Source organism: Roseisalinus antarcticus (assembly GCF_900172355.1).
In the GTDB taxonomy this organism is placed as follows: Bacteria; Pseudomonadota; Alphaproteobacteria; order Rhodobacterales; family Rhodobacteraceae; genus Oceanicola; species Oceanicola antarcticus_A.
The window spans coordinates 1-23,134 of record NZ_FWFZ01000043.1; the positions used below are offsets into that span (position 1 = coordinate 1).

At 62.0% G+C, this 23,134-nt stretch carries 23 protein-coding genes and 1 pseudogene; 9 read left to right on the top strand and 15 right to left on the bottom strand.

Annotated elements, in window-relative coordinates; all coding sequences use genetic code 11:
* Window positions 1-135: 135 nt before the first annotated feature.
* The 10 genes from ROA7023_RS20680 to ROA7023_RS25720 all read right to left on the bottom strand — a co-directional run bounded on the left by ROA7023_RS20680 (window position 136) and on the right by ROA7023_RS25720 (window position 9,753).
* Window positions 136-702 (bottom strand): hypothetical protein, encoded by a 567-nt coding sequence (locus tag ROA7023_RS20680; RefSeq protein ID WP_159458619.1) that lies wholly within the window; start codon window positions 700-702, stop codon window positions 136-138.
* Entirely contained in the window at window positions 692-1,003 is a 312-nt protein-coding gene (locus tag ROA7023_RS20685; RefSeq protein WP_085880898.1) for a hypothetical protein, read from the bottom strand. The genes ROA7023_RS20680 and ROA7023_RS20685 overlap by 11 nt, the downstream gene beginning before the upstream one ends.
* Window positions 1,003-1,362: a hypothetical protein gene (locus ROA7023_RS20690; protein ID WP_085880899.1), complete on the bottom strand. Its 360-nt coding sequence runs from the start codon at window positions 1,360-1,362 to the stop codon at window positions 1,003-1,005. Before ROA7023_RS20690 ends, ROA7023_RS20685 begins: the two co-directional genes overlap by 1 nt.
* Before the next feature lie 174 nt (window positions 1,363-1,536).
* The gene (locus ROA7023_RS20695; RefSeq protein WP_159458620.1) at window positions 1,537-2,070 is read right to left on the bottom strand and encodes a hypothetical protein; all 534 of its coding nucleotides are present in this window, start codon (window positions 2,068-2,070) and stop codon (window positions 1,537-1,539) included.
* Window positions 2,071-2,093: 23 nt separating this feature from the next.
* Window positions 2,094-3,446, bottom strand: a complete 1,353-nt coding sequence (locus tag ROA7023_RS20700) for a DUF4055 domain-containing protein (protein WP_085880901.1) — start codon at window positions 3,444-3,446, stop codon at window positions 2,094-2,096.
* A gap of 3 nt (window positions 3,447-3,449) precedes the next feature.
* The gene (locus ROA7023_RS20705) at window positions 3,450-3,713 is read right to left on the bottom strand and encodes a hypothetical protein (protein ID WP_085880902.1); all 264 of its coding nucleotides are present in this window, start codon (window positions 3,711-3,713) and stop codon (window positions 3,450-3,452) included.
* A gap of 891 nt (window positions 3,714-4,604) precedes the next feature.
* Window positions 4,605-6,992, bottom strand: coding sequence for a DUF5906 domain-containing protein (locus tag ROA7023_RS20710; protein WP_085880903.1), 2,388 nt, complete (start codon window positions 6,990-6,992; stop codon window positions 4,605-4,607).
* A 147-nt stretch (window positions 6,993-7,139) separates the two neighbouring features.
* The gene (locus ROA7023_RS20715; RefSeq protein WP_159458621.1) at window positions 7,140-7,373 is read right to left on the bottom strand and encodes a helix-turn-helix transcriptional regulator; all 234 of its coding nucleotides are present in this window, start codon (window positions 7,371-7,373) and stop codon (window positions 7,140-7,142) included.
* Between the two features lie 149 nt (window positions 7,374-7,522).
* Window positions 7,523-8,746, bottom strand: coding sequence for an integrase arm-type DNA-binding domain-containing protein (locus tag ROA7023_RS20720; RefSeq protein ID WP_085880905.1), 1,224 nt, complete (start codon window positions 8,744-8,746; stop codon window positions 7,523-7,525).
* Between the two features lie 677 nt (window positions 8,747-9,423).
* Window positions 9,424-9,753: a PEP-CTERM sorting domain-containing protein gene (locus tag ROA7023_RS25720; RefSeq protein WP_370739257.1), complete on the bottom strand. Its 330-nt coding sequence runs from the start codon at window positions 9,751-9,753 to the stop codon at window positions 9,424-9,426.
* 410 nt (window positions 9,754-10,163) lie between these two features.
* On the opposite strand from ROA7023_RS25720, the gene ROA7023_RS20725 reads away from it, so the two are divergent.
* Window positions 10,164-12,233, top strand: a complete 2,070-nt coding sequence (locus ROA7023_RS20725) for a putative bifunctional diguanylate cyclase/phosphodiesterase (RefSeq protein ID WP_159458622.1) — start codon at window positions 10,164-10,166, stop codon at window positions 12,231-12,233.
* 94 nt (window positions 12,234-12,327) lie between these two features.
* Entirely contained in the window at window positions 12,328-12,726 is a 399-nt protein-coding gene (locus tag ROA7023_RS20730; RefSeq protein ID WP_085880907.1) for a rhodanese-like domain-containing protein, read from the top strand.
* Window positions 12,727-12,833: 107 nt separating this feature from the next.
* Here the strand turns inward: ROA7023_RS20730 and fliP are convergent, their stop codons facing one another.
* The 4 genes from fliP to fliF are packed head-to-tail and all read right to left on the bottom strand — an operon-like array spanning window position 12,834 to window position 16,102.
* Window positions 12,834-13,568: a flagellar type III secretion system pore protein FliP gene (gene fliP, locus ROA7023_RS20735; RefSeq protein ID WP_370739258.1), complete on the bottom strand. Its 735-nt coding sequence runs from the start codon at window positions 13,566-13,568 to the stop codon at window positions 12,834-12,836.
* Between the two features lies 1 nt (window position 13,569).
* Window positions 13,570-13,857, bottom strand: coding sequence for a FliM/FliN family flagellar motor switch protein (locus ROA7023_RS20740; RefSeq protein ID WP_085880908.1), 288 nt, complete (start codon window positions 13,855-13,857; stop codon window positions 13,570-13,572).
* Complete coding sequence (locus ROA7023_RS20745) at window positions 13,850-14,434, bottom strand: FliH/SctL family protein (RefSeq protein ID WP_085880909.1); 585 nt, start codon at window positions 14,432-14,434, stop codon at window positions 13,850-13,852. The genes ROA7023_RS20740 and ROA7023_RS20745 overlap by 8 nt, the downstream gene beginning before the upstream one ends.
* The gene (gene fliF, locus ROA7023_RS20750) at window positions 14,435-16,102 is read right to left on the bottom strand and encodes a flagellar basal-body MS-ring/collar protein FliF (RefSeq protein WP_234992375.1); all 1,668 of its coding nucleotides are present in this window, start codon (window positions 16,100-16,102) and stop codon (window positions 14,435-14,437) included.
* A 104-nt stretch (window positions 16,103-16,206) separates the two neighbouring features.
* Between fliF and ROA7023_RS20755 the strand changes: the two genes are divergently transcribed.
* The 5 genes from ROA7023_RS20755 (at window position 16,207) to ROA7023_RS20775 (ending at window position 20,863) form a co-directional block, all read left to right on the top strand.
* Window positions 16,207-16,719, top strand: a complete 513-nt coding sequence (locus ROA7023_RS20755; RefSeq protein ID WP_143535690.1) for a flagellar basal body-associated FliL family protein — start codon at window positions 16,207-16,209, stop codon at window positions 16,717-16,719.
* Between the two features lie 12 nt (window positions 16,720-16,731).
* Complete coding sequence (locus ROA7023_RS20760; RefSeq protein ID WP_085880911.1) at window positions 16,732-17,088, top strand: hypothetical protein; 357 nt, start codon at window positions 16,732-16,734, stop codon at window positions 17,086-17,088.
* A complete protein-coding gene (locus ROA7023_RS20765) occupies window positions 17,085-17,657 on the top strand; it encodes a MotE family protein (protein WP_085880912.1) in 573 nt (190 codons plus the stop codon). Before ROA7023_RS20760 ends, ROA7023_RS20765 begins: the two co-directional genes overlap by 4 nt.
* Window positions 17,658-17,720: 63 nt before the next feature.
* On the top strand, window positions 17,721-18,590 hold the full coding sequence (motA, locus tag ROA7023_RS20770; RefSeq protein WP_085880913.1) for a flagellar motor stator protein MotA: 870 nt from the start codon (window positions 17,721-17,723) through the stop codon (window positions 18,588-18,590).
* Complete coding sequence (locus ROA7023_RS20775) at window positions 18,587-20,863, top strand: hypothetical protein (RefSeq protein WP_085880914.1); 2,277 nt, start codon at window positions 18,587-18,589, stop codon at window positions 20,861-20,863. The genes motA and ROA7023_RS20775 overlap by 4 nt, the downstream gene beginning before the upstream one ends.
* Window positions 20,864-21,213: 350 nt before the next feature.
* Here the strand turns inward: ROA7023_RS20775 and ROA7023_RS20780 are convergent.
* Window positions 21,214-21,430: pseudogene (locus ROA7023_RS20780) on the bottom strand (transposase); the annotation flags it as partial.
* A gap of 250 nt (window positions 21,431-21,680) precedes the next feature.
* Here ROA7023_RS20780 and ROA7023_RS24885 point away from each other — a divergent pair.
* Window positions 21,681-21,887: a hypothetical protein gene (locus ROA7023_RS24885; protein ID WP_200812566.1), complete on the top strand. Its 207-nt coding sequence runs from the start codon at window positions 21,681-21,683 to the stop codon at window positions 21,885-21,887.
* A 5-nt stretch (window positions 21,888-21,892) separates the two neighbouring features.
* On the top strand, window positions 21,893-22,765 hold the full coding sequence (locus ROA7023_RS20785) for a transposase (RefSeq protein ID WP_200812567.1): 873 nt from the start codon (window positions 21,893-21,895) through the stop codon (window positions 22,763-22,765).
* Window positions 22,766-23,134: the final 369 nt, after the last annotated feature.

Genomic DNA, 23,134 nt, shown 5'->3' on the forward strand with positions numbered 1-23,134 from the left:
AAGTGGAGGAAAATCTCAGGGCCAAACCGTCTGCCCGAAGTGATCCAGGGGATTGCCTTCAAGGACGGGATCAAGCAACTTCAAAACGCCGCCTGATCAAGCCGTCACCAACTTTTGGGCATAACTCCGAGAAAGTCATGTAATTGCTGGTCTAGGTTCATGCTCGATCACTTTTAAAACCCGCATTTCGTCGAGGAAATCCAGCTTTGCGTCAGGATGCTGTTCCAGCACCCGGAGAATGATGTGGCGAAGCTGGATAAACTGCGGTGACTCGGCTAGGTTGATCTGAACGTCGATCTTGCTCGAAAACATGCCCCGGACCTTTGCGAGGTCCATCAGCGATTGCCGCATTTCTCGCATCTGGGCGAGTTCAAGCAGCTTGTCGTCGTCCTCGCCGCAAGCCTCAATGGCCGTTCGCAGGCGGCGAACGAGCCAGCGCAGATCGTTGTCAATGTCGTCGCCATCAGAGACAATCGCTGCTGCATCTTTCACAGCGGCGATGTGGCCTGACTGGCGAACCCGTGCCGCAATCAGGAGTCGTTCATCCGCAGGGATTTTGCTCCACCAGCGTTTGACCGATGTGTCGGACACACCGAATTGCTTGCCAATGGCGAGCATGGACCGGGAGCCGACGGCAAGTTCCTCTTTGATCCGCTCCCGCGTTGCCGTTGGCAGTTCATCGAGTTTGTGCCTACGCCCCATGCTGGCCTCGCAGGTGCAAAGCCAGACCGGCGATGGCGACAGGCTCCACTCGTTCGAGGACGCGGCACAACCACGGCCGCTGCTGGGTCAGCTTCGTCGTCAGATCATGTTCCGCGCCCCAGCCGATCCATTCCATCAACATCGCCTTTAGCGCGATGATTGCGGCTTCCATCCGGCGCGTCGGCTGATCGTCAAGCCAGACCGATAGGTCCACGGGATCGACCGAGATTCGATCCCAGTGGACGTTGAGCAGTGCGGCGGCTGCCGCGTGCTTGGTGGCAATTTGCTCTGGTGAAAACATCAGTCGTCCGCCACGATCTCAAGCGACACTCCGCGCTTTTCCGCTTCGGTCTTGGCTGCCCGATACTTCGCAACCGACCGGGCGTCTGACTTCCGCAGCAGGACCGGCGACGTTGCTGCGCCTGCGTCGAATTTGCCGCCATTGGATACCTTCTCCGCAGATGCGAGTCTTGCGGCGAGGTCCGATGAGTGATCCTTCTGCTTGACCAGTTCACCCAGAAGTTGATCATTTTTCTTGGCGATGCCGGTGAGCCGTTCATCGACCTTCGCGCCGATCTGGCCCAAGACGGCTTCGGTCAGCTTCGGCGTCATCTTGTCGATCAGCGCCTGTAGCATTTCATCTTGCTTGTCTTCGCTCATGATATTCTCCTTTCGAAAACGAAAAAGACGGTCGCTTTAGCGCCCGTCCCCTGTGCATCGAATAGGAGAAGAAGGGCGCAACCCGTCTGCAAAATCATCGTAAATGGATGTAATCGCTGCTCATACCGCGAAAGCAGGTGTTGGAGGTTTAAGCCCTGAAAGAATAAGGTGGAGCTACAATTCAATGTCTAGGTAGGCCGCAAGATCATCCACCAGTTCGCTATGTGTAGCGATACTCCGGTCGAGACCCCGCCACATATCTGGTTCGCTGGCCCGCTTTTCTGCGATGCGCTGATCTTTGATGCGACGGTCCTGCACGCGCAGTGATTCGGCCCAGCGCGTCTCACGGCGCACCTTCACCTTTTCGCGGGCTTTCGCGTAGTAGGTGCGTTGGCGTTCCCGTTCCTTCGTCCAGAGTTCCCTCGCCATCTCAACCCCGGCGAGACGGTAGCCATGCGCATCATCGTTTAAACGCCCACCGTTCAAGATAGCGACGACGCGCGACCGGATTACATCCGGGTCGTGATCGGCAAGCAGACATTGCGTGCGCCGCGATTCCGCCCAGACGCTATCAGCGTCCGTAAGAAATGCGAGAGCATCACGCCGCGCCGTGACGGCCTCGTCGGGGGTCGAACAGGCGATGGAGACCGAAAACAAGTCTATAACCGCCTGCGCGAGGACGGCACGGGCCAGCAGTTGTTCCGGCAATGCGTGCCGCGTCTGATCTAGGATCATACGGCCAAGGGCAGGCCTAAATCGCCGCCTTCCTCTGTGATAAGATCAATCTCGTCCTCCGTGCTGCGCGTGACGATCTCGCCCCGGCGCATCGCGTCGATGAAGGTCTGACGCGAGATTGCACCAGCCGTCCATGACTTGAGCAACGCCGTGATGGTCGCGGGGTCCATCTGTGCCGACACAAGGTCACGGTTGAACTCGACATTCACCTCGCCGGGCTGAACCCAGTCAGCAGCCCACATCAGAAGGGTTCTGATACCGGCTTCGACCATGTTGATCGACGACAGCAGGACCGACGTATCGTTCTGGTATCTCATAGAAGCGGTTTGCGCAGCCTCATTGCGGCGCTGACCGGACAGGATCATCGTTGCGCCCAGTGCAGCCATGCGCTGCTCTTTGTCCTGCAAGGCCTGCCGCAGGCTGTTGTGGGCGTCGGAGGGGGCCGACAGGTAGAAGGCGGTACTCCCTTCGGGCAACATCCACATGGTAGAGGGGCCAATTGCCGAGGGCTTCTGCTTTTCGTTGAGAGGGCCAGTGACAACTGGCGTCGGCATGGCGGACAACCAGAGTGCATGTTCAAGGTTTGCGCTGTTTTCGAAGTGGGCGATATTGACGTCCACGAGGTCGAGCAGCGGGGGCTTTTCCGTGTCGGGCGCGAGGTTGTTCGGGCCGAAGATCACGGCGGGAATGTAGAAGATTGGGCCGCCGCTAAAGGTCGGCAGGATGTCTTCGCCAACTTGCACTTCCACACGCTGGGCATCGCCGGTTGAGGTGACATGATAGCGACGGATCGTAAGGGCGGGTTCAAGGGAAAGTACGAGGTGCTGTTCGGTGCCTGTGTCCTCCAAGTCCTCGTTGAACTCGTGAAGGCGCAGATAAGCCAGTCGCTTCACGCCGCCGATTACGTCCATGCGCCAGTCAAGGATCGACTCGGCCTCGAAGAACGAGATGTAGGGAGTGGTCAGAATCGAATTGCCGTCTTGGGGCATGTCGAGCAACGCGCAGCACCGTCCAATGGACAAGATTTCGCGAAGGATGTCCTCAGACAGGACTTCGATGCTGTTGCCATCATAGGAGGCATTGTCGAGCATCGGTTCGAGCCGTTTCGGGACAGTAATGATTGGCGGCTTGCGGAGTGCGAGGCCCAGCATTGCGTTCAACGAGTGATACGCGACCGGGAAAAAGTGTGCGCCCTTCACATACTGGTCAAACTCATTCTGGCTAAGACCTTGCGGGCGGCGCAGGTAGAGCGACGCGTTGCCGCGCATAGCGTCCTGGCCGTCTAGGGCGTGTCTGATGCGGTCATATTGGGGCCGGCGCGACTGGTAGGACCGATGATGGGTCGCCATCACTCATGCCTCCAGCAAGAGAGCGAACAGGTAGCGGAACGGCAACTCAAAACGCCCGCCGCCTGCGTGGACGCGCAAGACGTCACGGCTGCGGTCGATGCCGACCGAGTCGATCATCACATCGCGCTGTTCGGGATTGAGAAGAAGTTCACGCAGGCCGGATTGCAGGGCTGCTTTCGAGATCGGGATGGAGAAGGCGGTCGAGGACGAAACGGTTTTCTGTGCGAGTGTGCAGGACTCGCCATCGGCGGTGAAGGTGATTTGCATTGGTGTGCTTTCATTGTGGGCGAACGGCCATCCCAGAAAGGGTCGGCGCGCGAGGATGACCGTTCAGTTGAGCCACTACGCGCAGTCATACGATGGACGGATGCCGCCGGGGCGCTCAAGCACAGAAGAAGGTGTTGGAGGGGTTCACCGCTGCCGAAATAAGGTGGAGGTCAGAACGCTTGGCGAAGTTCGGTTGCGGGCACAGCGCGAGGCAGAGACGCGACACGCAGGCATTCGGGGTTGAATGCAGGTCCAGAGGCAAGATGCCACTTAGCGTGTCAGCAGATCGAGCACCTTCGTCGTATTGCGGGCGCGAGAGCGTTGGCTGGTAATGGCGATGCGTTGGATCAAGGGCGAAGCGTTGCCGTGTTCCACCTTTTCGTTGAATCTCGAAACAGTCTCGAAAACACGGGCGGGTGTGGAACATAGGCGAACCAACCGATTGATCAGCAAACAATTTCGAAGCCAGCAGTCGTCATTATGTATGACTGGGCCTGCGGAAGGTGTGCAGATGCGCACAGAATATAAGTTTTCTCATGGGGGACGTGCGGACGCGCGGAGTGTGGCCACCTAGAACAGCGATAATATGCCGTCAATCAAAGCAACCCATTGATTTACAATCGTTTCCCATGCCGCCCATGCCGTGTTTCGCGGCATGGGAATCGCAACCCATTGAACGTAAAGGCATTTCCATGCTTAACATGCCAAACATGCTATATTACTAATTCTCCAGCGAAGCGTGATACAGCCATCCACGTCGCCACTCTGGAAGTGACCGAAAATCCCCGTGTAAGCATGTTAAGCATGGAATTGTCTTTGCAAACAATCGTATAGGTTCCCACGCTAGCGACCGTAGCATGTTAAAGCTTAGCCGTGGCATGGGAAAAACGATCAGAACGGTATGTCGGCTTCGACAACCTTGCCTTGATCCATCACGATCTGGCGCTCTAAGTACTGCTCTAGGTCGTCGGCATCGCCACCATTCGGGTCTGCCGCTAGATGCACTGCCGTGTCCGGCTCATACGCAATCCAAGCCTCCGGCCCTTCATGTGCCTGCCCCGTGACCGCTGACACCATCGCCCGGAGTTCGCCCAGCGGCGGCATTTGCAGCCCGTCGCGATCCGTGCGCTTAGTGATGATCGGCGTGATGACACCATTGCCGTCGGGCCGCCATTCGATGCGCTTGACCTTGATGCAGTTGCGGGCCGTCTGCGCACCGAACCGCTTGCGCAGATCGTTTGCGAGTGACTGTGAAGTCAACCAGCGCCCACCGCGCTCTTTGACCGCCTCATAGACGGCAGCCGAGGCCACCCGACCGTCGCCACGAAGATCATCAGGGCATGTGCCGGTCTCGACCATATGGACGAGCACCTGCAAAAGGGGGTCCGAGGTGATCTTGTCTTCACCCTTGGCGTCCGTGAGATACGGAAAGCTGATCAAAGCCTTGTCCACCTTGTAGTCGAGCAAGTAGCGCAGCACAGCGCCCGGATCATCGCGGATCAGGCTGTAGTAAGGTGCCCACCATTCATACGAAGCACGCGACGTAGGGGAGTGCGGGCAAGCAGGTTTCGACTCGATGATCGTCCACCGGCGGTCATCATTGTCGATTGCAACGGCCTGCGAGTTGTTCGTCGTGGCGATGATGCGGAAGATGTTGGGCGTGGTGAACGTCTTGCGGTTCTTAGGTTCGAACGTCCAGTCATCCGCCGTGATCAGGTTTTTCAGCATCAACTGCTGTTGCGGGCTGCCGGTGAAGAAGGCCTCCTCGCACAGCAACGCTGTCTTGCCCACGAGCATGTCATTGAATTGCTGCGTCACGCGGTCGGAATTTGTGACCTCAAGAGCCAGGTTGCCCAACGCCGCTTTGACGCATTTGCCGAGGAACGACTTGCCCGAGCCTTGCGGCCCGCGCAACGCGAGGCCTGCACCGGGCCGAGGCGACCAAGGCTGCTGAATGGCGTCCGCGATGAAAGTCATCACCCAGTGCGCCAGCTCCTGATCCCCGTAGCACAACATTTCGACGACGTATTTCTCGAACAAGGAGGCGTCGCCATTAGTTGGCTCCACCGGCCACCCGCGAAACAGATTCCACTTGTCGCCTTCGTATTCCGGCGCGGCGAAGGTATAACCGTTGAACTGACGGCGGCGAGGTGAACTGAGCCACCTGTTGCGCACCCCCTCGTCTGGCTTTGTCAGAAGATAGAAGCTGTCCGTGTTTGAAACATCGCCCGACGTGGTGTTCAAGAATTCCACCTTGCCGTTGACGTTCATCAGCGCCCATTCCTCGTTGAAGTCGGAGATATCACCGGCAGACGCCTTCTTACCCGGCCACGGGCCTTTGTAGCCGTGCCGTGTTGCGATCCGCCAGAACGACAACGGCGAGTATTTCTTCGGCTTGAAGGCCTTCCACTGATCCTCGTCGCCCCGTCGATATTTGTCCGATGTCTTCGTCCATTCGAGCCAGCGTTCATGCGCCCAATCCGCGCGTGGACCTTTGCCAAACGCCGCGACAAGCCCGATGCCCGCACCACCCCACTTCGCGTAGTCGTTCACATCGAAATTCTTGATGTAGCAGTCGAAGGCCGCGTCCTCGTTCGCCGCACCCATGTCCGCCGGTGCAACCTCCGCCGATGCCACCGGCACAAATTCCAGTGTCAGATCGTCAAGGCTGCATTCTTCGAGTGACACAATGGAACCGCTGGACACTAGGCGCATAGGCACCGATGCGCGACTGCACGGGATCGCCACGTTCTGGTTCTCATCGCCCTTGGGCAACACTTCGACACCGTGTTCAATGTGTGAAAGTTTGCCTCGTGCATCGAGTTTTTTCTGGTTGAGCTTGCCTGACGCGACTGGCACATAGCGAGCGTGGTCCTCATCCACCAGTGCGAGGATGTCTTTCGAGGCCTTCCACAGCGCATCCTGTGACATGGCCTGCTCGAAGAACATCCAAATATGGTAGCCATGACCGCCGCCGGAACGGAAGATCAGGTGCGGCACGCCCAGCGCGTCCAAGGCCCGCGCAACCGTGATCGTCGGGGCAATGGCGATGCCTTCCTTGTCATGATCATCAAAGTCAAAGACAAGGCACGGCGACTTGCCGTTGTCCGTCATATACATGCCGAGCGGCTGCGAGCCGTCGAGGTGTTTCGCGATCTTGTCTAGCGTGATCGGGCCTTCAACTTTTCGGTAGGCATATTTGCCTTTCTTCCGGTCAAAGAATCCCTCCGTGTGGGCTTGCTTGTCTGCAAGCGCAACGATTTGTTCGACGATATTCATTTCTTCTCTCCGATTTCGGAGAGCGACGGACAGTCACCTAACATGCTGGTTGGATGCTCCGTTGCGGGCCAATATATTGCCAGCACAGACGCTTGTGGTAGGGCGCGAGAGCATCCAGTCAGAGGGGCGGCCATCAGGTCGCCCCTTTTAATTTCCAGTAACCCAAGCATCGACGTCTTCACGGCGATAGCGAACCCAGCGTTCAGTCGGCTGCCGGAACTTCGGACCGATGCCCTCTTTGCGCATCTGATAGAGGCGTTCGGCTGAAACTTGCAGATAGGCCGCGCATTCTTGCGTGGTCATCAACTGCGGCGGGTTTGCCCGCAGTGATATGTCGAGGATTTGGTCAAGCTTCGACTCAATGGTCGATAGGTCGGTCATGATTGTCACCATTCTAGGTTGGTGCCAAATGACCGGGGCGCGTCCTGCTTCTGATCGGTCGGGATCGCTGATCCCAGTCGCCGTTTGCGCCTTCGGCCTCACATCACGGTCAGGTCAATGCCCGCGTGTGGAGGCGTGATATGATTGATTTAAGACGCAGATCGGGAAATTTCAATAACAGAACAAGGTGCCGACTTACAACGCGACATGATGTAGGCAGACACCTTGTTCGCCGCATTACGTTGGGAGTCGAGATCGGGAACGCCGTAGTGGCCAAGCATGGCGATCTCATTGCCAGTCAGGTTCTGTTGGTTCAACCAGCGTTGCAGGTGATAGGGCATCACGACGGACATGGCGGCTTCGTTCCACAGGTGGCGAACGTCGCCGGGGGCTGTCAGTGGCAGTCGGTCGAGAACGTCGAGATGGCCGAGGATGCCTTTGATACGGCGGGTCGCTGGGAAGACCCAATCGCTGCCATGAAGGTCGCGCAGCCGGTTGAATACGGACAGCGAGAAGGTGGAAATAGCGACAGTGCGCCCATTATCATCGCGCTTGAGGCGGTCGAAGGTGACAGTGCCTGCATCAAGGTCAACATGTGACCATGTGAGAGAACGCAGCACGTTTTCGCGGACGCCCATATGCCAGCGCAATTCCCAGCAGGCACGCTTGATCTCATTGTCCACATCTTCGATTTCTTGCCAGCGGTCAGCCCAGTCAATGTCGCGGTCAATCTCACGCTTCGGTTGCTTGGTAATGTCGGTCAGTGTCGGGATCGCCAAGACGACGGCATGAACCTTGCACGCATGGCGGAGGGTCGCGCCGATCACGGCATGGGCGCGATAGGCCGCGTGCGGGTGATCCTTTTGCACGGCGTTGAGGTGCTGGTTGATGTTGCGGGTCGGCAGCTTGTCGATCACGATTTCCGCCCACGTTGATAGGTGCAATTCGAAGCTGCGACGGTACTCCTTCGCCGTGCTTTCGCGCATCCGACTCTTGCCGGAAAAGCGCGGGCTGGTCTGGTGCGTCAGATAGGCGTCAAGCGCGGAGGCAAGCGTCGGCAGGGGTGGTGCATCGTCCTCGACAGCCTTCATCGCCTTCTCTGCGCGGCTCATGTGCTCTCCGGCGTCCATTTCCGACTTCACCTCGCAGGCGATACGCCATGCCTCCTCACGCTTCATCTTGGGGAACTGGCCGATCTTGGTCTGGCGCGACTTTTGCGCGGCACCGTCCCACTTCGACGCATACCAAGTTTTCGAGCCAGCGGTGATGCACAGGCGCAGCCCGCGATAGGTTTTGTCCGAACACCATTCGGTCTTGTCCGTGTGCTTGATCCGTTGGATCGCGCTATCGGTGAAAGTCATCTGCGTCGCCATTACATGCTCCTGTTTTCGAGAACTTTTCAAGAACACGTTACGGCGAAGTTGGTCAGACACCAACCGAAGATGTAGGTAGATCACTGTTTTTGTTGATTATTTTGGTGGAGATCATATGCAGTTGGACGTAACTGCTGCCATTCGTAATGATGGGGTCGGGGGTTCGAGTCCCTTCAGCGGCACCACAAGACCACCTTCGCACCCGCAGGAGATGAGGTTTTTCCTCGCAGGCTGCGTGCGTGCCGGGTGAGCGCACTCAAGGCGCCGTGTTCACGCACCCGTGGGTCGATGTCCTGCCACAGCACGTCAAACGCTCGTCCATTGCTTGCGGTCACCGGGCGCTCGACCTTTGTCAAGCGCGGCAGGTCCGACAATTCACCCTGTCCATCTGCAATCCTGCGGTGGCTCCCGGCAGTAGTCCGCACGGAAGCACGTGCCACCGCGGGGCCAGAACTTCGCGCGACTGGGCCCACCGAAACGGGTTTCCGCGACGCCGAACTGCCGCGGAAAACCGTCAGGGCTGGTCGGAAGCAGATCGGGACGACCGCTTCTGCACCGCAGGTTCGCCTCGCAAGGCTCCTCAGGCAATTTGCTTCAGGGCAAGAGGGCGTCACCCTTGTCCGGAACGGCCATCGCGCCGCCACCGGCGACCCAACGACCGAGGCTATGGTTTTTTGCTATGCGACGGCGACTCCTCGACGCCAGCCCAGACAGCCGAAGGCCCCGATTGCGGCCAGCAGAAGCGAGAGCGACGCCGGCACCGGCACTGGCAGGGCCGCCACGATATCCCGTGTTCCGATGTCTACCGGCGCTGAAACCCAACTGGCCCCCAGCAAAGGCTGTCCGCGGTGCCGGCGCCTGCCCGTGTTCCCGAGCCCAACGTCACTTGAAGCGGGCCGACGATTGAACCGGTGGCCGGCAGGAAAGGTGAATGGGTGCCGATGTCGAGAATGTTGCCAGTACCGCCCGTAGTCACGGATGTGCTGGAATACCCCTCCAGGGTCCACCTACACTCCGCTCTGGGCGCCGGATGGCCGATCATGGGCATCACTCTATTCCCTCGGGCTTTTCTTGCTTTTCCTGTGATTTCTTGACTTTCTTGGCGCTGCCGTCCGCAAATACATCGCTCCACCCACCCAAAGGTGGTGCCGCGCCCGCCAATGGCGCTTGTCGGGCCCGTCATCCGCATCGACAATCGACCGCTCCGGCACCACGCATCCGCCACAGAATGCGTCAAAGGACGCGACATGAGCCTTGGGGCCAATGGATTGGCCGGCGAGCCCGGCCATTGGGCCCGGCCGGGTCCGTGGCGCTCCGTGCCTTGGCGGACATCCGGGCAAGGGCTGGCGAGCCGCTCAAACAGAATGTTAGTCTTTCGGGTGATAGGGGAAGGTGTTCAGCAACGGGATCCCTTATGATGAGCGAACCTAACCGCGTCCTTCTCGGGAAACTTGTGGCTGACCATGTTCTGGAAGGTATCGTTCTGACCGATGCCGCGGGCATCGTCGTCTGGGTCAACCCGGCGTTCCAGAGGCTCTGCGGCTACAGCCTCGAGGAGTTGGTCGGCAAGCGGCCGGGCGATGTCCTGCAAGGCGAGGCGACCTCCCCCGAAAGCCGGCAGAAGATTGCCAGGGCGATTGCCGACCGGACCTCCGTCAAGGTCGATGTCGTCAACTATTCCAAGGCCGGAAGCCCCTATATCTCCGAGATCAACCTCGGCCCGATCTTTGACGACACGGGCGAGCTGACCCATTTCGTGGCGGCGCAAAGGGACGTGACCCTGGAACGCTCGCTCGCCCAGGAAAGCACCGATTTCAAGGCCTACCGCCGGGCGCTCGACCTTCAGGCGATCGTCTCCGTCACCGATCCGCGCGGCAAGATCACCTATGTGAACCCGAAGTTCTCTGCGATCAGCGGGTACAGCTCGGACGAGCTGGTGGGGAAGACCCATCGCGTCGTCAATTCCGGGACCCACGAAAAGGACTTCTTCCGCGAGATGTGGCAAGAAATCCGTGCAGGCAAGACATGGCACAACGAGGTCTGCAATCGCACCAAGGCCGGAGAGCTCTACTGGGTCGACACGACGATCGTTCCGGTGCACGGGCCCGGGGGTGAAATCATGCGCTATGTCTCCACCCGCTACGAGGTCACAGAGCGGAAGGCCATTGAGGAGAAGTTGCGCCAGATCGCCGAAGTCGACGCGATGACCGGGCTCGCGAACAGGGCGAAATTCACCGATCTGCTCGAAGTGTGCCTGCAGGATCCCGAGGACGGGGGCGGCCTGGTGGTCATGCTGGACATCGACCATTTCAAGGACCTCAACGATTCGCTGGGCCATCACTTCGGCGATCTTCTCCTGAGGGAGATCGGGCGCCGTCTCACCCAGACGCTGGCATCCGATTGCGTGGTCGCCCGGCTCGGCGGGGACGAGTTCGCCGCTCTGATCCCTTCGCCCGGCGGTCGGCCGGATGCCGAGGAGCGGATCGCCGAGATGCACGCCGCCCTCTGCGACACGATGACCCTTTCCGAAACCGTCTACCTGCCGGCGGTCTCGATGGGCGTCACGCGATACCCCGACGATGCGGAAACCGTCCAGGGGGCGATGATCAATGCCGACGTCGCCCTCTACGAGGCAAAGCGCGATGGCCGCAATCAATGGTGCTTCTTCGATCCGCAGGTCAGGCGGCGGCTGGAATACCGCAATCATCTCAAGGCCGTCCTGCTGCACGCGCTCGACAACGACCGGTTCGACATCACCCTGCAGCCCTATTGCTGTGTCCGCACCGGGGCGCATCGCGGGTTCGAGGTGCTCGCCCGGCTTGATCATGACGGCGTCCCCGTTCCGCCCGACTCCTTCATTCCGCTTGCCGAAGAGCTCGGGCTGATGTCCCGCATCGGCAGGATCCTGCGGGCGAAGGCGTTCGAGGCCCACGGCCGGATGATCGAGATGGGGCTGCGCCCCCGCGAGCTCGCCATCAACGTCGCCGCGCAGGAATTTCGCGAGCCCGCCTTCGTCGAGACCCTGCAGGCGCTCTTGCGGGAGCATCACATCTCTCCCGGCGACCTTGTCATCGAAATCACCGAAACCGCCCTGATCGGCCGGTCTACGGACACGGTCGCCAAGGCCCTGCACCGGCTCCAGCGGACCGGCGTGCAGGTGGCCCTCGACGATTTCGGCACGGGGTTCTCTTCGCTCTCCCACCTCAAGGATTTCTCGGTCAACAAGATCAAGATCGACAAGAGCTTCATCGGTGACCTGGAGGATGACGAGGGGGACCGCGCGCTTGTCGACGGTCTGATCATGCTTGCCGGGCGGCTTGGCCTTTCAGTGGTCGCAGAAGGGGTCGAGACGGTGGCGCAGATGAAATACCTCGGTGTTGCGGGCTGTCACTATCTTCAGGGCTTCGCCCTTTCCCCGCCGCTGTCGCTCGAGGCTGCGGTCCGTTTCCTCGATCCGCGGCATGAGCCCCATCACGCGGCGGGTTGACGGCGGGGGCGTTGCGCCATGCGGGTCGCATTTAGGTACTGATGTTTCCCGCGGGTATTCGCATTCTTCGGTCAAACGACCCGGAGAACGCACCATGTCCACACCCGTCACGGAAACGCCTGCCGCGCCGTCGCACCTGGCCCAGGCCCATTTCGAAGCCATGCTGCAATTCGAGACCGATTGCTGGGACACGCATGAAAGCCTGAGGGCCGAGGACCCGGATTTCATCCTGGTCGACGTCCGGGCGCCGCAGCTTTTCGCCGAGGGGCACATCGCGGGCGCCGTGAACATTCCCCACGGCAAGATGACGGAGCGACGGATGGCGGAGTATCCCACCGACATGACCTTTGTCGTCTATTGCGCAGGGCCCCATTGCAACGGTGCGAACAAGGCGGCGCTCAGGCTGTCCCGCCTCAACCGGCCGGTCAAGATGATGATCGGTAGCGTGACAGGCTGGCTCGACGAGGGGTTCGCGTTGACCGATCCCGAGTGACTCGTGCCCGCGCCCGCCGCCCGCCGGCATCGACGCGTGTGTCCCGTGGTCAAGGTGGCGATCCCGGCTCCGGCGTCAGGCGTGCCAGGATCGCCCGGGGGCGGCCGCTACTGGAAGTAGCTTCGGACGAGGCTTTCCGCGATCAGGCTCCAACCGTCGGCCACGACGAAGAAGGCCAGTTTGAACGGTAGAGAGACGATTGCCGGTGGCACCATCATCATGCCCATCGACATGAGCACGGCCGCCACGACGAGGTCGATGATCAGGAAGGGCAGGAAGATCAGGAACCCGATTTGAAACGCCCGTTCGATTTCGCTCAGCAGGAACGAGGGCACGAGGATCGACAGGGGCTCGGCCGAGAGCGACTCCGCCGGCGCATAGCCCGGCCGCAGGGAGGCCAGGGCCTCGAATGTGTCCAAGTCGAGCCGAGCCGCCATGAACAGGCGGAACGGCTGGATGGCCTGTCCCAGCGCCTGTTCGATCTCGATCTGCTCTTCAATCAGGGGCTGGATCCCCGTCTCCCAGGCTTCCATGAAGACAGGTTCCATGACGAAATAGGTCAGGAAAAGCGCCAGGGTCACCATCAGCATGTTCGGTGGCGACTGCTGCAGTCCGATCGCCTGCCGCAAGATCGCGAGCACGGTCACGATGAACGGGAAGCAGGTGATCATGATCGCCAGCCCCGGCACGAGGCTCAGCACCGTGATCAGCGCCAGAAGCTGTATCGACCGGGTCGCCAGGGATTCGCCATCGCCGAGGCTGATGGACAGCTCCTGTGCCGAGGCCGGCCCCGACACCAGCAATAGGAGCAGGACCAGGATCAGGGGAAACGGGGGGCGCACCTTAGCTCAGACCGTCCTGGAACTGCGCGACTTCCGTCAGTCGGACGGCGAGTTGTCCCGGCTCCCCCCCGTCCATCTCCTGTAGCTCCCCGCGCGCGATCAGCCGGTCGCCCACGTAGAGCTCGACCGGGTCGTCGATCTTCTTGTCGAGCGCCAGCACCGCGTTTTCCTCGAGCGCCAGCAACTCGCGGACCGTCGGCCGCGCTCGGCCCACGGTCACGGTCACCTCGATCGGCACCGCCCGAAGCGGATGTGCCTCCGCCTCGGAATGATAGTTGATGTCATCCATGTCGTGCCCTCCGGGTATCCTCGACAAACAATCCCGCAAGCGCCTGTCCCAGTTCGGAAACCAGGCGATCGAGATCCAGCATTGTTTCGCGCTTTGCCCCGCGGATCAGAACCTCGCCGTGGCCGAGGTCCTCGTCCGACTGGACGACCACGGCGCTTCCGGCCTGGCGTTCCGCGATCTCTCGGACGGCCTCCACCGAGCCCGGGGCGACCAGCAGGGAAATCGAGGATTTCGTGTCGGCCTCCGCCGCCTCGACCAGGGTTTCCGCGATGTAGGGCGCCAGGCTCGCCTGCGCCGCCTTGGGCAGCAGGATCTCCGTCACTGCCGTGAACAGCGGGCGCAGCGCCTGGAGCAATTCCGTCCGGGCCTCGGAGTGGGTGAACGTCAGCTCCGTGAAGGACTGGGCGATCTCGGCGGAGAGCTGCGCCTGTTCCGCCATGGCTTCGGCCCGGCCCGCCTCGAGCCCGGTCCGGAACCCGTCCTCGTAGCCGAGTTCTGGTTCGGGGATCTCGACCGCCTCGACTGGCGTCGATTGCTCGCGGACGTCGAAGGATTCGAGAAAGGGCGTTCGTCCCATCTATGCGATCTCCTCGGATTCCTTGTCGTCGACCCAGCTTTGCAGGATCTGCAAGGTTTCCTCTTGCCTCTGTTCCATCAGGCGACGCAGACGTGACACTGGGTCCAGCCCGGAGAGGTCCTCCGCGTCGTCCTCGTCCTCGTAGAGCGCCATGTCGAAGGTCGGCAGGTCGCCCAGCGAGAAGTCGTCGTCATTTTCGGTTTGCTCCTCGACCAGCGCGGGGAGGTTCGGCGTGGCGGCGTCGGATCCGCCTTTTCCGGCGCTCTCCAGCGCGAGGGCCGATTGCGGCGCGGGCACCGCGGCGCGGGACCGGGAGGCCAGGATCGGCCGCACGACAAAGAGCCCCAGAACGAGCGCCACCGCCGCGAGCACGCCAAGCTGGATCAGCCGCATCAGGTCAAGCGGGGTGTCCCGTGCCGCAATCGGCTCTGCCGCGGATCCGTCCGCGGGAATCGGCTCGAAGGACATCGACCGAATCGTGATGACATCCCCCCGGCTCTCGTCGAAACCGACGGCGGAGGCCACGAGGTCCCGCAGATCGGCGAGTTCCTCTTCGGTCCGGGGGCTGGGCGTGGCCACGCCCGCGTCATCGACGGTGATGGCATCGTTGACGAGCACGGCGACCGAGATCTTCTTGATCGCTCCGGGGCCACGAATGATTTCGCGCTGTGTCTCCGAGACTTCGTAGTTGGTCAGCTCCCGGGTCTCGCTGGTCTGGCTGCTCGATTGCCCGTCGCCGGCCGCCGCGTCACCGTCGGGGAGATTCGAGGCGACGGTCACCGCCCCGCCGCCCCGGCTGTCCGTGGACGAGTTGCTTCTCTCCTCGATCTCCGTGGAAATCGCGAACCGGCTCTCGGGGTCGAATCGGCGCTCGGTGATCTGCTCGCTGTCGGTCTCGGTTTCGAGGGTCAGCTCCACGATGGCATTGCCGGGGCCGACCCGCGCCTCCATCAGGCGGGCGACGCGGGCGCGCATTTCGGCCTCGCGGTCGGCAGAGCCGGCGAGCCCGGTGTCGTCGTCGGCCAGCGGGACGAGGCCGCCCTCTCCATCGATCACGGCGACATCGTCGTGGGACAGGCCCGAGACCGCGGAGGCCACCAGGTAGCGCAGCGCCTTGGCCCGCGCCGGGGTCAGCGAGCCGTCGGCCGTCGAGACGGTGACGGCCGCGGTGGGCCGGTTGTCACGCTGGAATCCGCGCGTTGACGGGGTGGAGATATGCACCCGGGCGGACCGGATCCCCGGCCCCGTCTCGATCGTGCGGGCAAGCTCCCCCTCCTTCGCGCGCCAATAGGCAGCGTCGAACATCTGCGAGGTGGTCCCGAAGCCGCTCAGCGAATCGAGCAGCTCATAGCCCTGGGACCCGTTCGCGGGCAGCCCTTCGCTCGCGAGCGTCAGGCGCAGGGTATCGCGCTCGGCGGCGTCGACGTAGATCGCGCCGCCGCGCACCTCGTAGGTCATGCCACGGGCATCGAGCGCCGCGATTACTTCTCCGGCCGCGCTGTTCTCCAGGCCGGCGTAAAGCAGGCTCATCTCCCGATTCGAACCGCTTCGGCCAAGCGCCAGGACGGCGCCGAAGACGGCGAGGGTGGCAACGACGACGATGATCTTTCGCCGGGCATCAAGATTGGACCAAACGGACCCGAGACCTTCCAACGGACACCTCCACATCACCGGACTTTCTGTCCAGCACGGCAATCAATGCGCGATCAGACTTAATAATCGGTTAGCTGTTCCCGGTTTATGAGAGGTGGCGAACGCAGAGGGATGTGACCATGACGGACACAAGTGCAGGGGCCCTGCCGGATGAGAATGCCGAGCGGGCCGCCGGGAAGAAATCGTCGAAACTGCCTCTTGTCGCCGGCTTGATTCTCGCCGTTGCCGGGGGCGGCGGCGGGTTCACGGCGACGCAGATGGGCCTGCTCGACGGCCTCATGGGCGGCAAGGTGGCGGAGCCCGCAGGCCATGCGGAGCCCGACCCCCTCGCCCCCGTCGCCTTCGTCGTGCTCGATCCGGTGGTGATCGCGCTGCCGGGCTCCAACGGGCGCGATCACCTGCGGTTCACCGCCCAGCTGGAGGTGCCGCCGGACCAATTCGACGCAGTCGAGGCGATCAAGCCGCGAATCGTCGATGTGCTGAACGGCTATCTCCGCGCGGTGGACGTTCGCGACATGGAAGATCCCAGCTCTCTCATGCGGCTGCGGGCGCAGATGCTCCGCCGGATCGAGGTGGTCGCTGGCCAGGGCCGGGTGACCGACCTTCTCATCATGGAATTTGTACTGAACTGACCGGGTGAAAAGATGAACTTTGTTGCTGATATCCTGCTCGCGGCCGGGGCCATCGGGGCCGGTCTTTATTGCTATGTCCTGTCGGGTCGCCTGCGCAGGTTCACCGATCTGGAAAAGGGCGTGGGCGGCGCCGTTGCCGTGCTGTCGGCCCAGGTGGACGACCTGACGCGCACCATCGCCAAGGCCCAGGCCCAAGCCCGCGAGCAGGGCAAGGCGCTCGTCCAGCAGACCGAGCGGGCCGATGCGGCCGGCAAACGGCTGGAGCTGCTCCTCGCCTCGCTGCACGACCTGCCCGAGGCCGAGCAGCCGCAGAAGCCCAGGAACCCGTTCTTCGTCCGCCATCCCGAAGAAAGCAAAAGAACGCCATGAAACGCAGTTCCGCCCGACGCAGTGTCCTGTTCGTCATCGCCGGTCTGCTGGTGGCCTCCGGCCTGTTGCGGCTGGGGGGAGAGGCGGGCCAGGCCATCGCCAGTTCCGCCGCGGACGAGACCGGCGCCGAAGTGACGGGGCTCGCCGGCTGCATCCCGCGAGAGGAGATTTCGGCCATGCTCAGCGCACTAGACAGCCGCGAGGCCCGGATCGAGGAGCGCGAGCTTCAGTTCGCGAATCGCATGCAGGCCCTGCGCGTCGCCGAGATGGAGATCGAGGCGCGGCTGGCCGAGCTTCAGGCCGCCGAATCCTCCCTTGCCGAGACCATCGCGCAGGTCGACACGGCCGCGGAATCGGACCTGGAGCGCCTGGTCGCCGTCTACGAGAACATGAAGCCGGGCGATGCTGCGGCCTTGTTCGAGACCATGGCCCCGGAATTCGCAGCGGGCTTCGTCGGCCGCATGCGCCCGGACGCCGCCGCGGCGATCATGGCCGGGCTGGAGCCGAATACGGCCTATTCCATCAGTGTGATCCTCGCCGGTCGCAATGCCAACGCACCGCGCAATTGACGCTTGACCGCATCTTAACTCCATCAGGGTAGCCATTGTGAAGAATATCAGCGGGCAGGCACAATGATTGGCATCATCGGAATCGTACTCATCTTCGTCATGGTTTTCGGGGGGTACATCCTTGCGGGCGGCAAGATGCAGATCATCACGAAATCCCTGCCGTTCGAGATGATCATCATCGGTGGCGCGGCGGTGGGCGCCTTCGCGATCGCGAACGATGTCGCGTCGATCAAGCAAACACTCAAGGACGTGGGCAAGGTCTTCAAGGGCCCGAAATGGAAGGGCGAGGATTACCGCGACCTTCTGTGCCTCCTGTTCGAGCTGATCCGGATCGCCCGCAACAACCCGGTCGAGATCGAGGAGCATATCGAATCCCCGCCGACCTCTCCTGTCTTCGGCCGCTACCCGCGCATCGCCGCCGACAGCGAGGCGGTGGCGCTGATCTGCGACACGCTCCGCTCGGCCTCGATGAACTACGACGACCCCCACCAGGTCGAAGAAATCCTGGAAAAACGGCTGGAATCGTCCCTGCAACACAAGATGCACTCGTCCCACGCCTTGCAGACCGTGGCCGACGGGCTGCCCGCGCTGGGGATCGTCGCCGCCGTTCTGGGGGTGATCAAGACCATGGCCTCCATCGACCAGCCGCCCGAGGTTCTGGGCGGTTTGATCGGCGGTGCGTTGGTCGGGACCTTCCTGGGGGTCTTCCTCGCCTACGGTCTCGTCGGACCCTTCGCCAACAAGATCAAGTCGGTGATCGAGGAAGACATGCACTTCTACCAACTGATAAAGGAGGTCCTCGTCGCGAACCTCTACCTTCACGCGACGAACATCTGCATCGAAGTCGGCCGCCAGAACACGCCGTCGCAACACAGGCCCAGCTTTTCGGACCTGGAAGACGCGCTCAAATCCGTGAAACAGGGCGCGGCATGATCCGGTCTCTTCTGGTCGTCCTGCTTTCTGTCGTCGCCGGTGCAGCAACGGCCCAGACCGTCGCCATACGCAGCGGCTGGCAGGCGGAGTTTACGCGGCTCGTCTTCTCGATCCCGCCGGCGGTGGAATGGGAGCTCACCGAGGCGGAGGAAGGATACCTCCTGACGCTCGACGACCCAACGGTCGTCTACGATCTGGAGGGCGTCTTCGAGAGAATACCGCAAAGCCGGCTGGCCAACCTCACGCCTGATGGCAACGCGCTGAAGATCGACCTTGCCTGCGATTGCCGGGCCGATGCGTTTCTCTGGCGGCCCGATCGCCTGGTCATCGATATCAAGGATGGCACGGCGGAGGATGGCGCCGATACCGTCGTCGCGTCAGACGGGGCCGGCAGCCAGTCGCCGCCGGCCGTCGCCGATGAGCCCTTGGTGCGCCTGCCGCTGATCGTGACCGACACTGCCCACAGCTACGAGGTGCTCCTTCCCGAAGTCTTCCATGAGCGGGACGAGGACCAGATCGCCGAAACCGAGAGGACCATCATCGAGAGTGTCGCCAGGGCGGCAAGCCAGGGCCTGATCGACGCCGTCCCTGCCTCCGCGACGGAGGCCGCGCCGCCGGATGCCGAGCCTGTGGAGGTCTCGGAGGAACCGCCAGTACCCGCGGAGGGGCTTGTCCCGCCGGACATCGGCCTGGTCGCGCGGACGAGCATAGATCGCGATCTCGCAAATCTGGCGATGCCGTTTGCAGGAGGTACAATCGAGACGGCCTGTCCGGGCAATGAGGTCCTCCGGGTCGCGGATTGGGGCGATGCGCGATCGTTTCACGCGCAATTGGGAGAGGTGCGCCGCTCCCTGTCCGGCGGCGCCGGACCGCTCCCACTGGAGGAGTCCCTGACGCTCGCGCGGCGATACCTCTACTTCGGTTTCGGCCACGAGGCGGCCTTTGCCCTGCGTTCGGCGGAGACGACAACGGCGGAGGTCGCAATGCTGTCGGACGTCGCCATGATCATCGAGGGAGAGCGCACCAGGTCGGGCATTCTCGAAACCAACATCGAATGCGGGGGCAGCGCCGCGCTCTGGGCGGCGCTCGCCTTGGGCGAGATTCCCTCCGGCCAGGACTTTGACCGCGATTCGGTGATCTTCGCCTTTCTCGATCTGCCGCAATACGTTCAAGGCGCGGTTGGTGGAGAGCTGGCGAATATCTTGCTGGAACATGGGGACATCGATGCCTCCATGATCTTTCTTGGCCGGACGGAACGGGCCACGGACATCGATTCCGAGGGTCTGCGCCTGGCGTCCATCGATGTTGAGATGATGAACGGCGATCCACGGCAGACGTTCAGCGAACTGCTGAATCTGGCGCGGACCAGAGATCGCTACAGCGAAGAGATCATTCTGCGGATCTTTGATCTTGCCAATGAGCTCGACGTCCCCGTGCCCCGAGACATCCTGGACCTTTCGGCCGTCTATCGCTTCGAGGCGGACGAGAGCCCCCGGCTTCGAAAGCTGATCAGCGGCGAGGTTCAGGCCACCCTTTTCGCCGGGGATTTTCAAAGGGCGCTTGATATCGTCAACGAGGAAAGCCGCCGCATCGAACGCGATCACCTGCAAGTTCTGAACAGCAGCATCGCGTTCGCGGTGGCCAGGGAGGTCGACGACGTGTCGTTCCTGACGTTTTCACTGGAAGATCTGCCGCGCCCCTTGCTCGCCGGTGCCGAAAACGCCATCGCGGCGCGGCTGCTGCAGCATGGACTTGCGGACGCGGCGCAGGACGTTCTGATGACGACTCCCTATCGTCGGGATGCCAGCGAACGTCGCTACCTTCGCGCGGAAATCGCACTTCAGCTAGGAGAGCTTGACGCGGTCGGGGACATCCTGACCGCGATGACGGACCCCCGTTCGAACCGGATCCGGGCCGAAGCGCTGACCCTGGAGGAGGATTATGTCGGCGCGTTCTCCCTTGAAGGCCCCGAAATCGAGGGCACGGAGGACACGGAAGCCGCCTGGCGGGCCGGGGCTTGGGAGCGTTTGGCGGAGTCGGACATTCCGGAGGTCAAGGCCGTCTCGGAAATGATATTGGAATTACCCCCGGAGGAGGCCTTCACGGTCCCGCAGGAGCAGGCACCTGCCGGGCCCGGGGATCCCGCCGGCGAGGCGGACCCGCAGGATGACATCGAGGGACCGCTGGCGCGGAGCAACGCGATCCTGCAGAGATCCTACGAGTCCCGGGACATTGTGGCACAGGCGTTGGAGAGGTTTTCCGTCGAGAACTAACCGGCTATTCGTTCAGGTCGTTCCGGGGCGCAAGACCCGTCCGGCGACGGGCTTGGACGCCGGAGGAGTGGCGCGAGTGCCTGATCCGGGGCTTGCCGGATCCCGACAGGTTCGGAAACCGGCTAGCTTGATCTGTCGCGTCCCGCGATGAACCTCCGGTCTTTAGTATTCGGCTATTGGCCGTATCGGTGAATGAGGCCTTGTGACTCGAAGGGCGGTTGGCCCTTGCAAAACGTGCGCGGGATTCGCCTGTTGCGGGTCCGGATGGAGGGGTGTCGGTTGAAGAGATGATGTCCCAGGAGATGGTATGGCTCGCCTTGGGCCTCGCGCTTTCAGGCGGGCCGGGTTGATCAGTCGCTCTGTGCCGCAGGCAGGCTGACGCCGAGATCATCGCAGACGGGAGGCGAGCGTTTCCGGCGTCCTGTATCTGGCGCGCTGGACCGTCCGTTCCTCGGTCTGCTCCATCAGGATCGCGGCGACGAGGCGCCGGATAGAGGCCCCGTTTGGAAAGATACCGACGACGTCTGTGCGTCGCTTGATCTCGCCGTTCAGCCGCTCGGTCGGATTGGGAACCGGTTGAGGTTCACGGTGCCGATGTTCGGCGTTGATTCTTTGATCAGGGTGTACGCTGCGAGCATCCGGGACAGAGGCGCCGGGAGCACGAAGGTGCGGGCAGGCCGTTCTCATCGCATGAGCTGAGAGCTCGAGTTGGTCGCTGGCCGCCTCTGCGACTCGCCCGGTTGCGCCGAGAGTGCGAATCCGTAGTTGTCGTGTCGCCCGCCGCTCCCGTTGTTTTCAACTGGCAAGGGAGGTGCGCATGCGGCGCGTGATCGGAATGGAGATCCACCGGACTTTCGGGCAGGGGGTGATCTGGGAAAACGGTCTGACCCGACAAGAAGGTCGGGTCGAGATGACCCGCACGGCCCTGGAGGGCTTCGGCCGGCAATTGAAGAAGACGGACAAGGTGGTGATCGAGGCGACCGGCAACTGCATGGCGGTGTCCCGGGTTCTGTCGCCAATGTGAAACGGGTGGTGATTGCCAACCCCCTCCGGGTGAAAGCAATCGCCCATGCCCACGTGAAGACCGAAAAGGTGGATGCGGCGACATTGGCGAGCTTGCATGCCGCTGGCGACCTGCCGGAGATCTGGACCCCGGACGCGGCGACGGAACGAATGCGCAGGCTTGTGGCGCGGCGCGATCAAGTCGTCCGGCACCGGACCCGTATCAAGAACGCGGTGCATGCGATCCTGCAGGCGCATCTGATCCCGAAATGTCCGCGCGCCGATCTCTTCAACAAGCGTGGCCGCGACTGGCTGAACCGCCAGCCGGTGCCGGAAGACGAGCGAGCCGCAATCGCGCGCCATGTCCGCGCGTTGAACAGGCTCGGTGAGGACCTTGCCGTGCTCGGCCGCGACATCGCCAAAGACGCGATCGATGACGAGGCAATCCAGCGGCTGCTGACCATCACGGGCGTAAATCTGACGGTTGCGGCCGGGCTGATGGCGGCGATCGGGAGTATCGACCGGTTCAACTCACCCCAGAAACTGGTGAGCTATTTCGGGTTGAACCCGCGGGTGCGCCAATCCGGCCTGGGCAGCGGCGAAAGCACCAGCGCCACTGCGGGCTTTCTTCATCCGCATCCGAGTGCGCCGTGGTCATCAGATCGCCGCCGTCGCGGTCGCACGCAAGCGCGCCACCCTGTGCTGGCACATGCTGACGAAGGGCGAGGACTGTCATTGGGCCCGGCCAAGCCTGGTCGCCCACAAGCGCCGCGCCATGGAACGGGTTGCCGGCCAGCCACAGACGAAGGGGAAAAAGCGCGGCGCGAGCTGCGCCTACAACATGACGGAACTGCGCCAGCAGGAGGCACGGATCGCGGAGCACGCGGAAAAGAGCTCTGAACAGTTCGTTGCCGCCTGGCGATCCCGCGCCCCCGGGAAAGCCGGCGGGTCTACGATCGCCTCAAATCGACAGGGATTGAATGGGCTGCCAGGTGACTCTTCAAGCCGACACGCCACGCTTCGCCACGAGGTCGACCGCACTGGCGAAAAATAGCAGACGCCAGCAGAAAAGTCTTTTCGATCTCATCCGTGCTGTGTTGCCTGGTGCGATGCTGGGCCGGGAAGGTCATGTAGGCCGGGATCCTGAATCGGTGACCTAACCCCTGCCAACCCATTTTACGGCCTCGATTTTCACAATGCCGCCGCAAAATCTCGTAGACGTCCCTGTCTAATCTCGTCGTTACACTAAACAGGCCCACATGCAGGGTT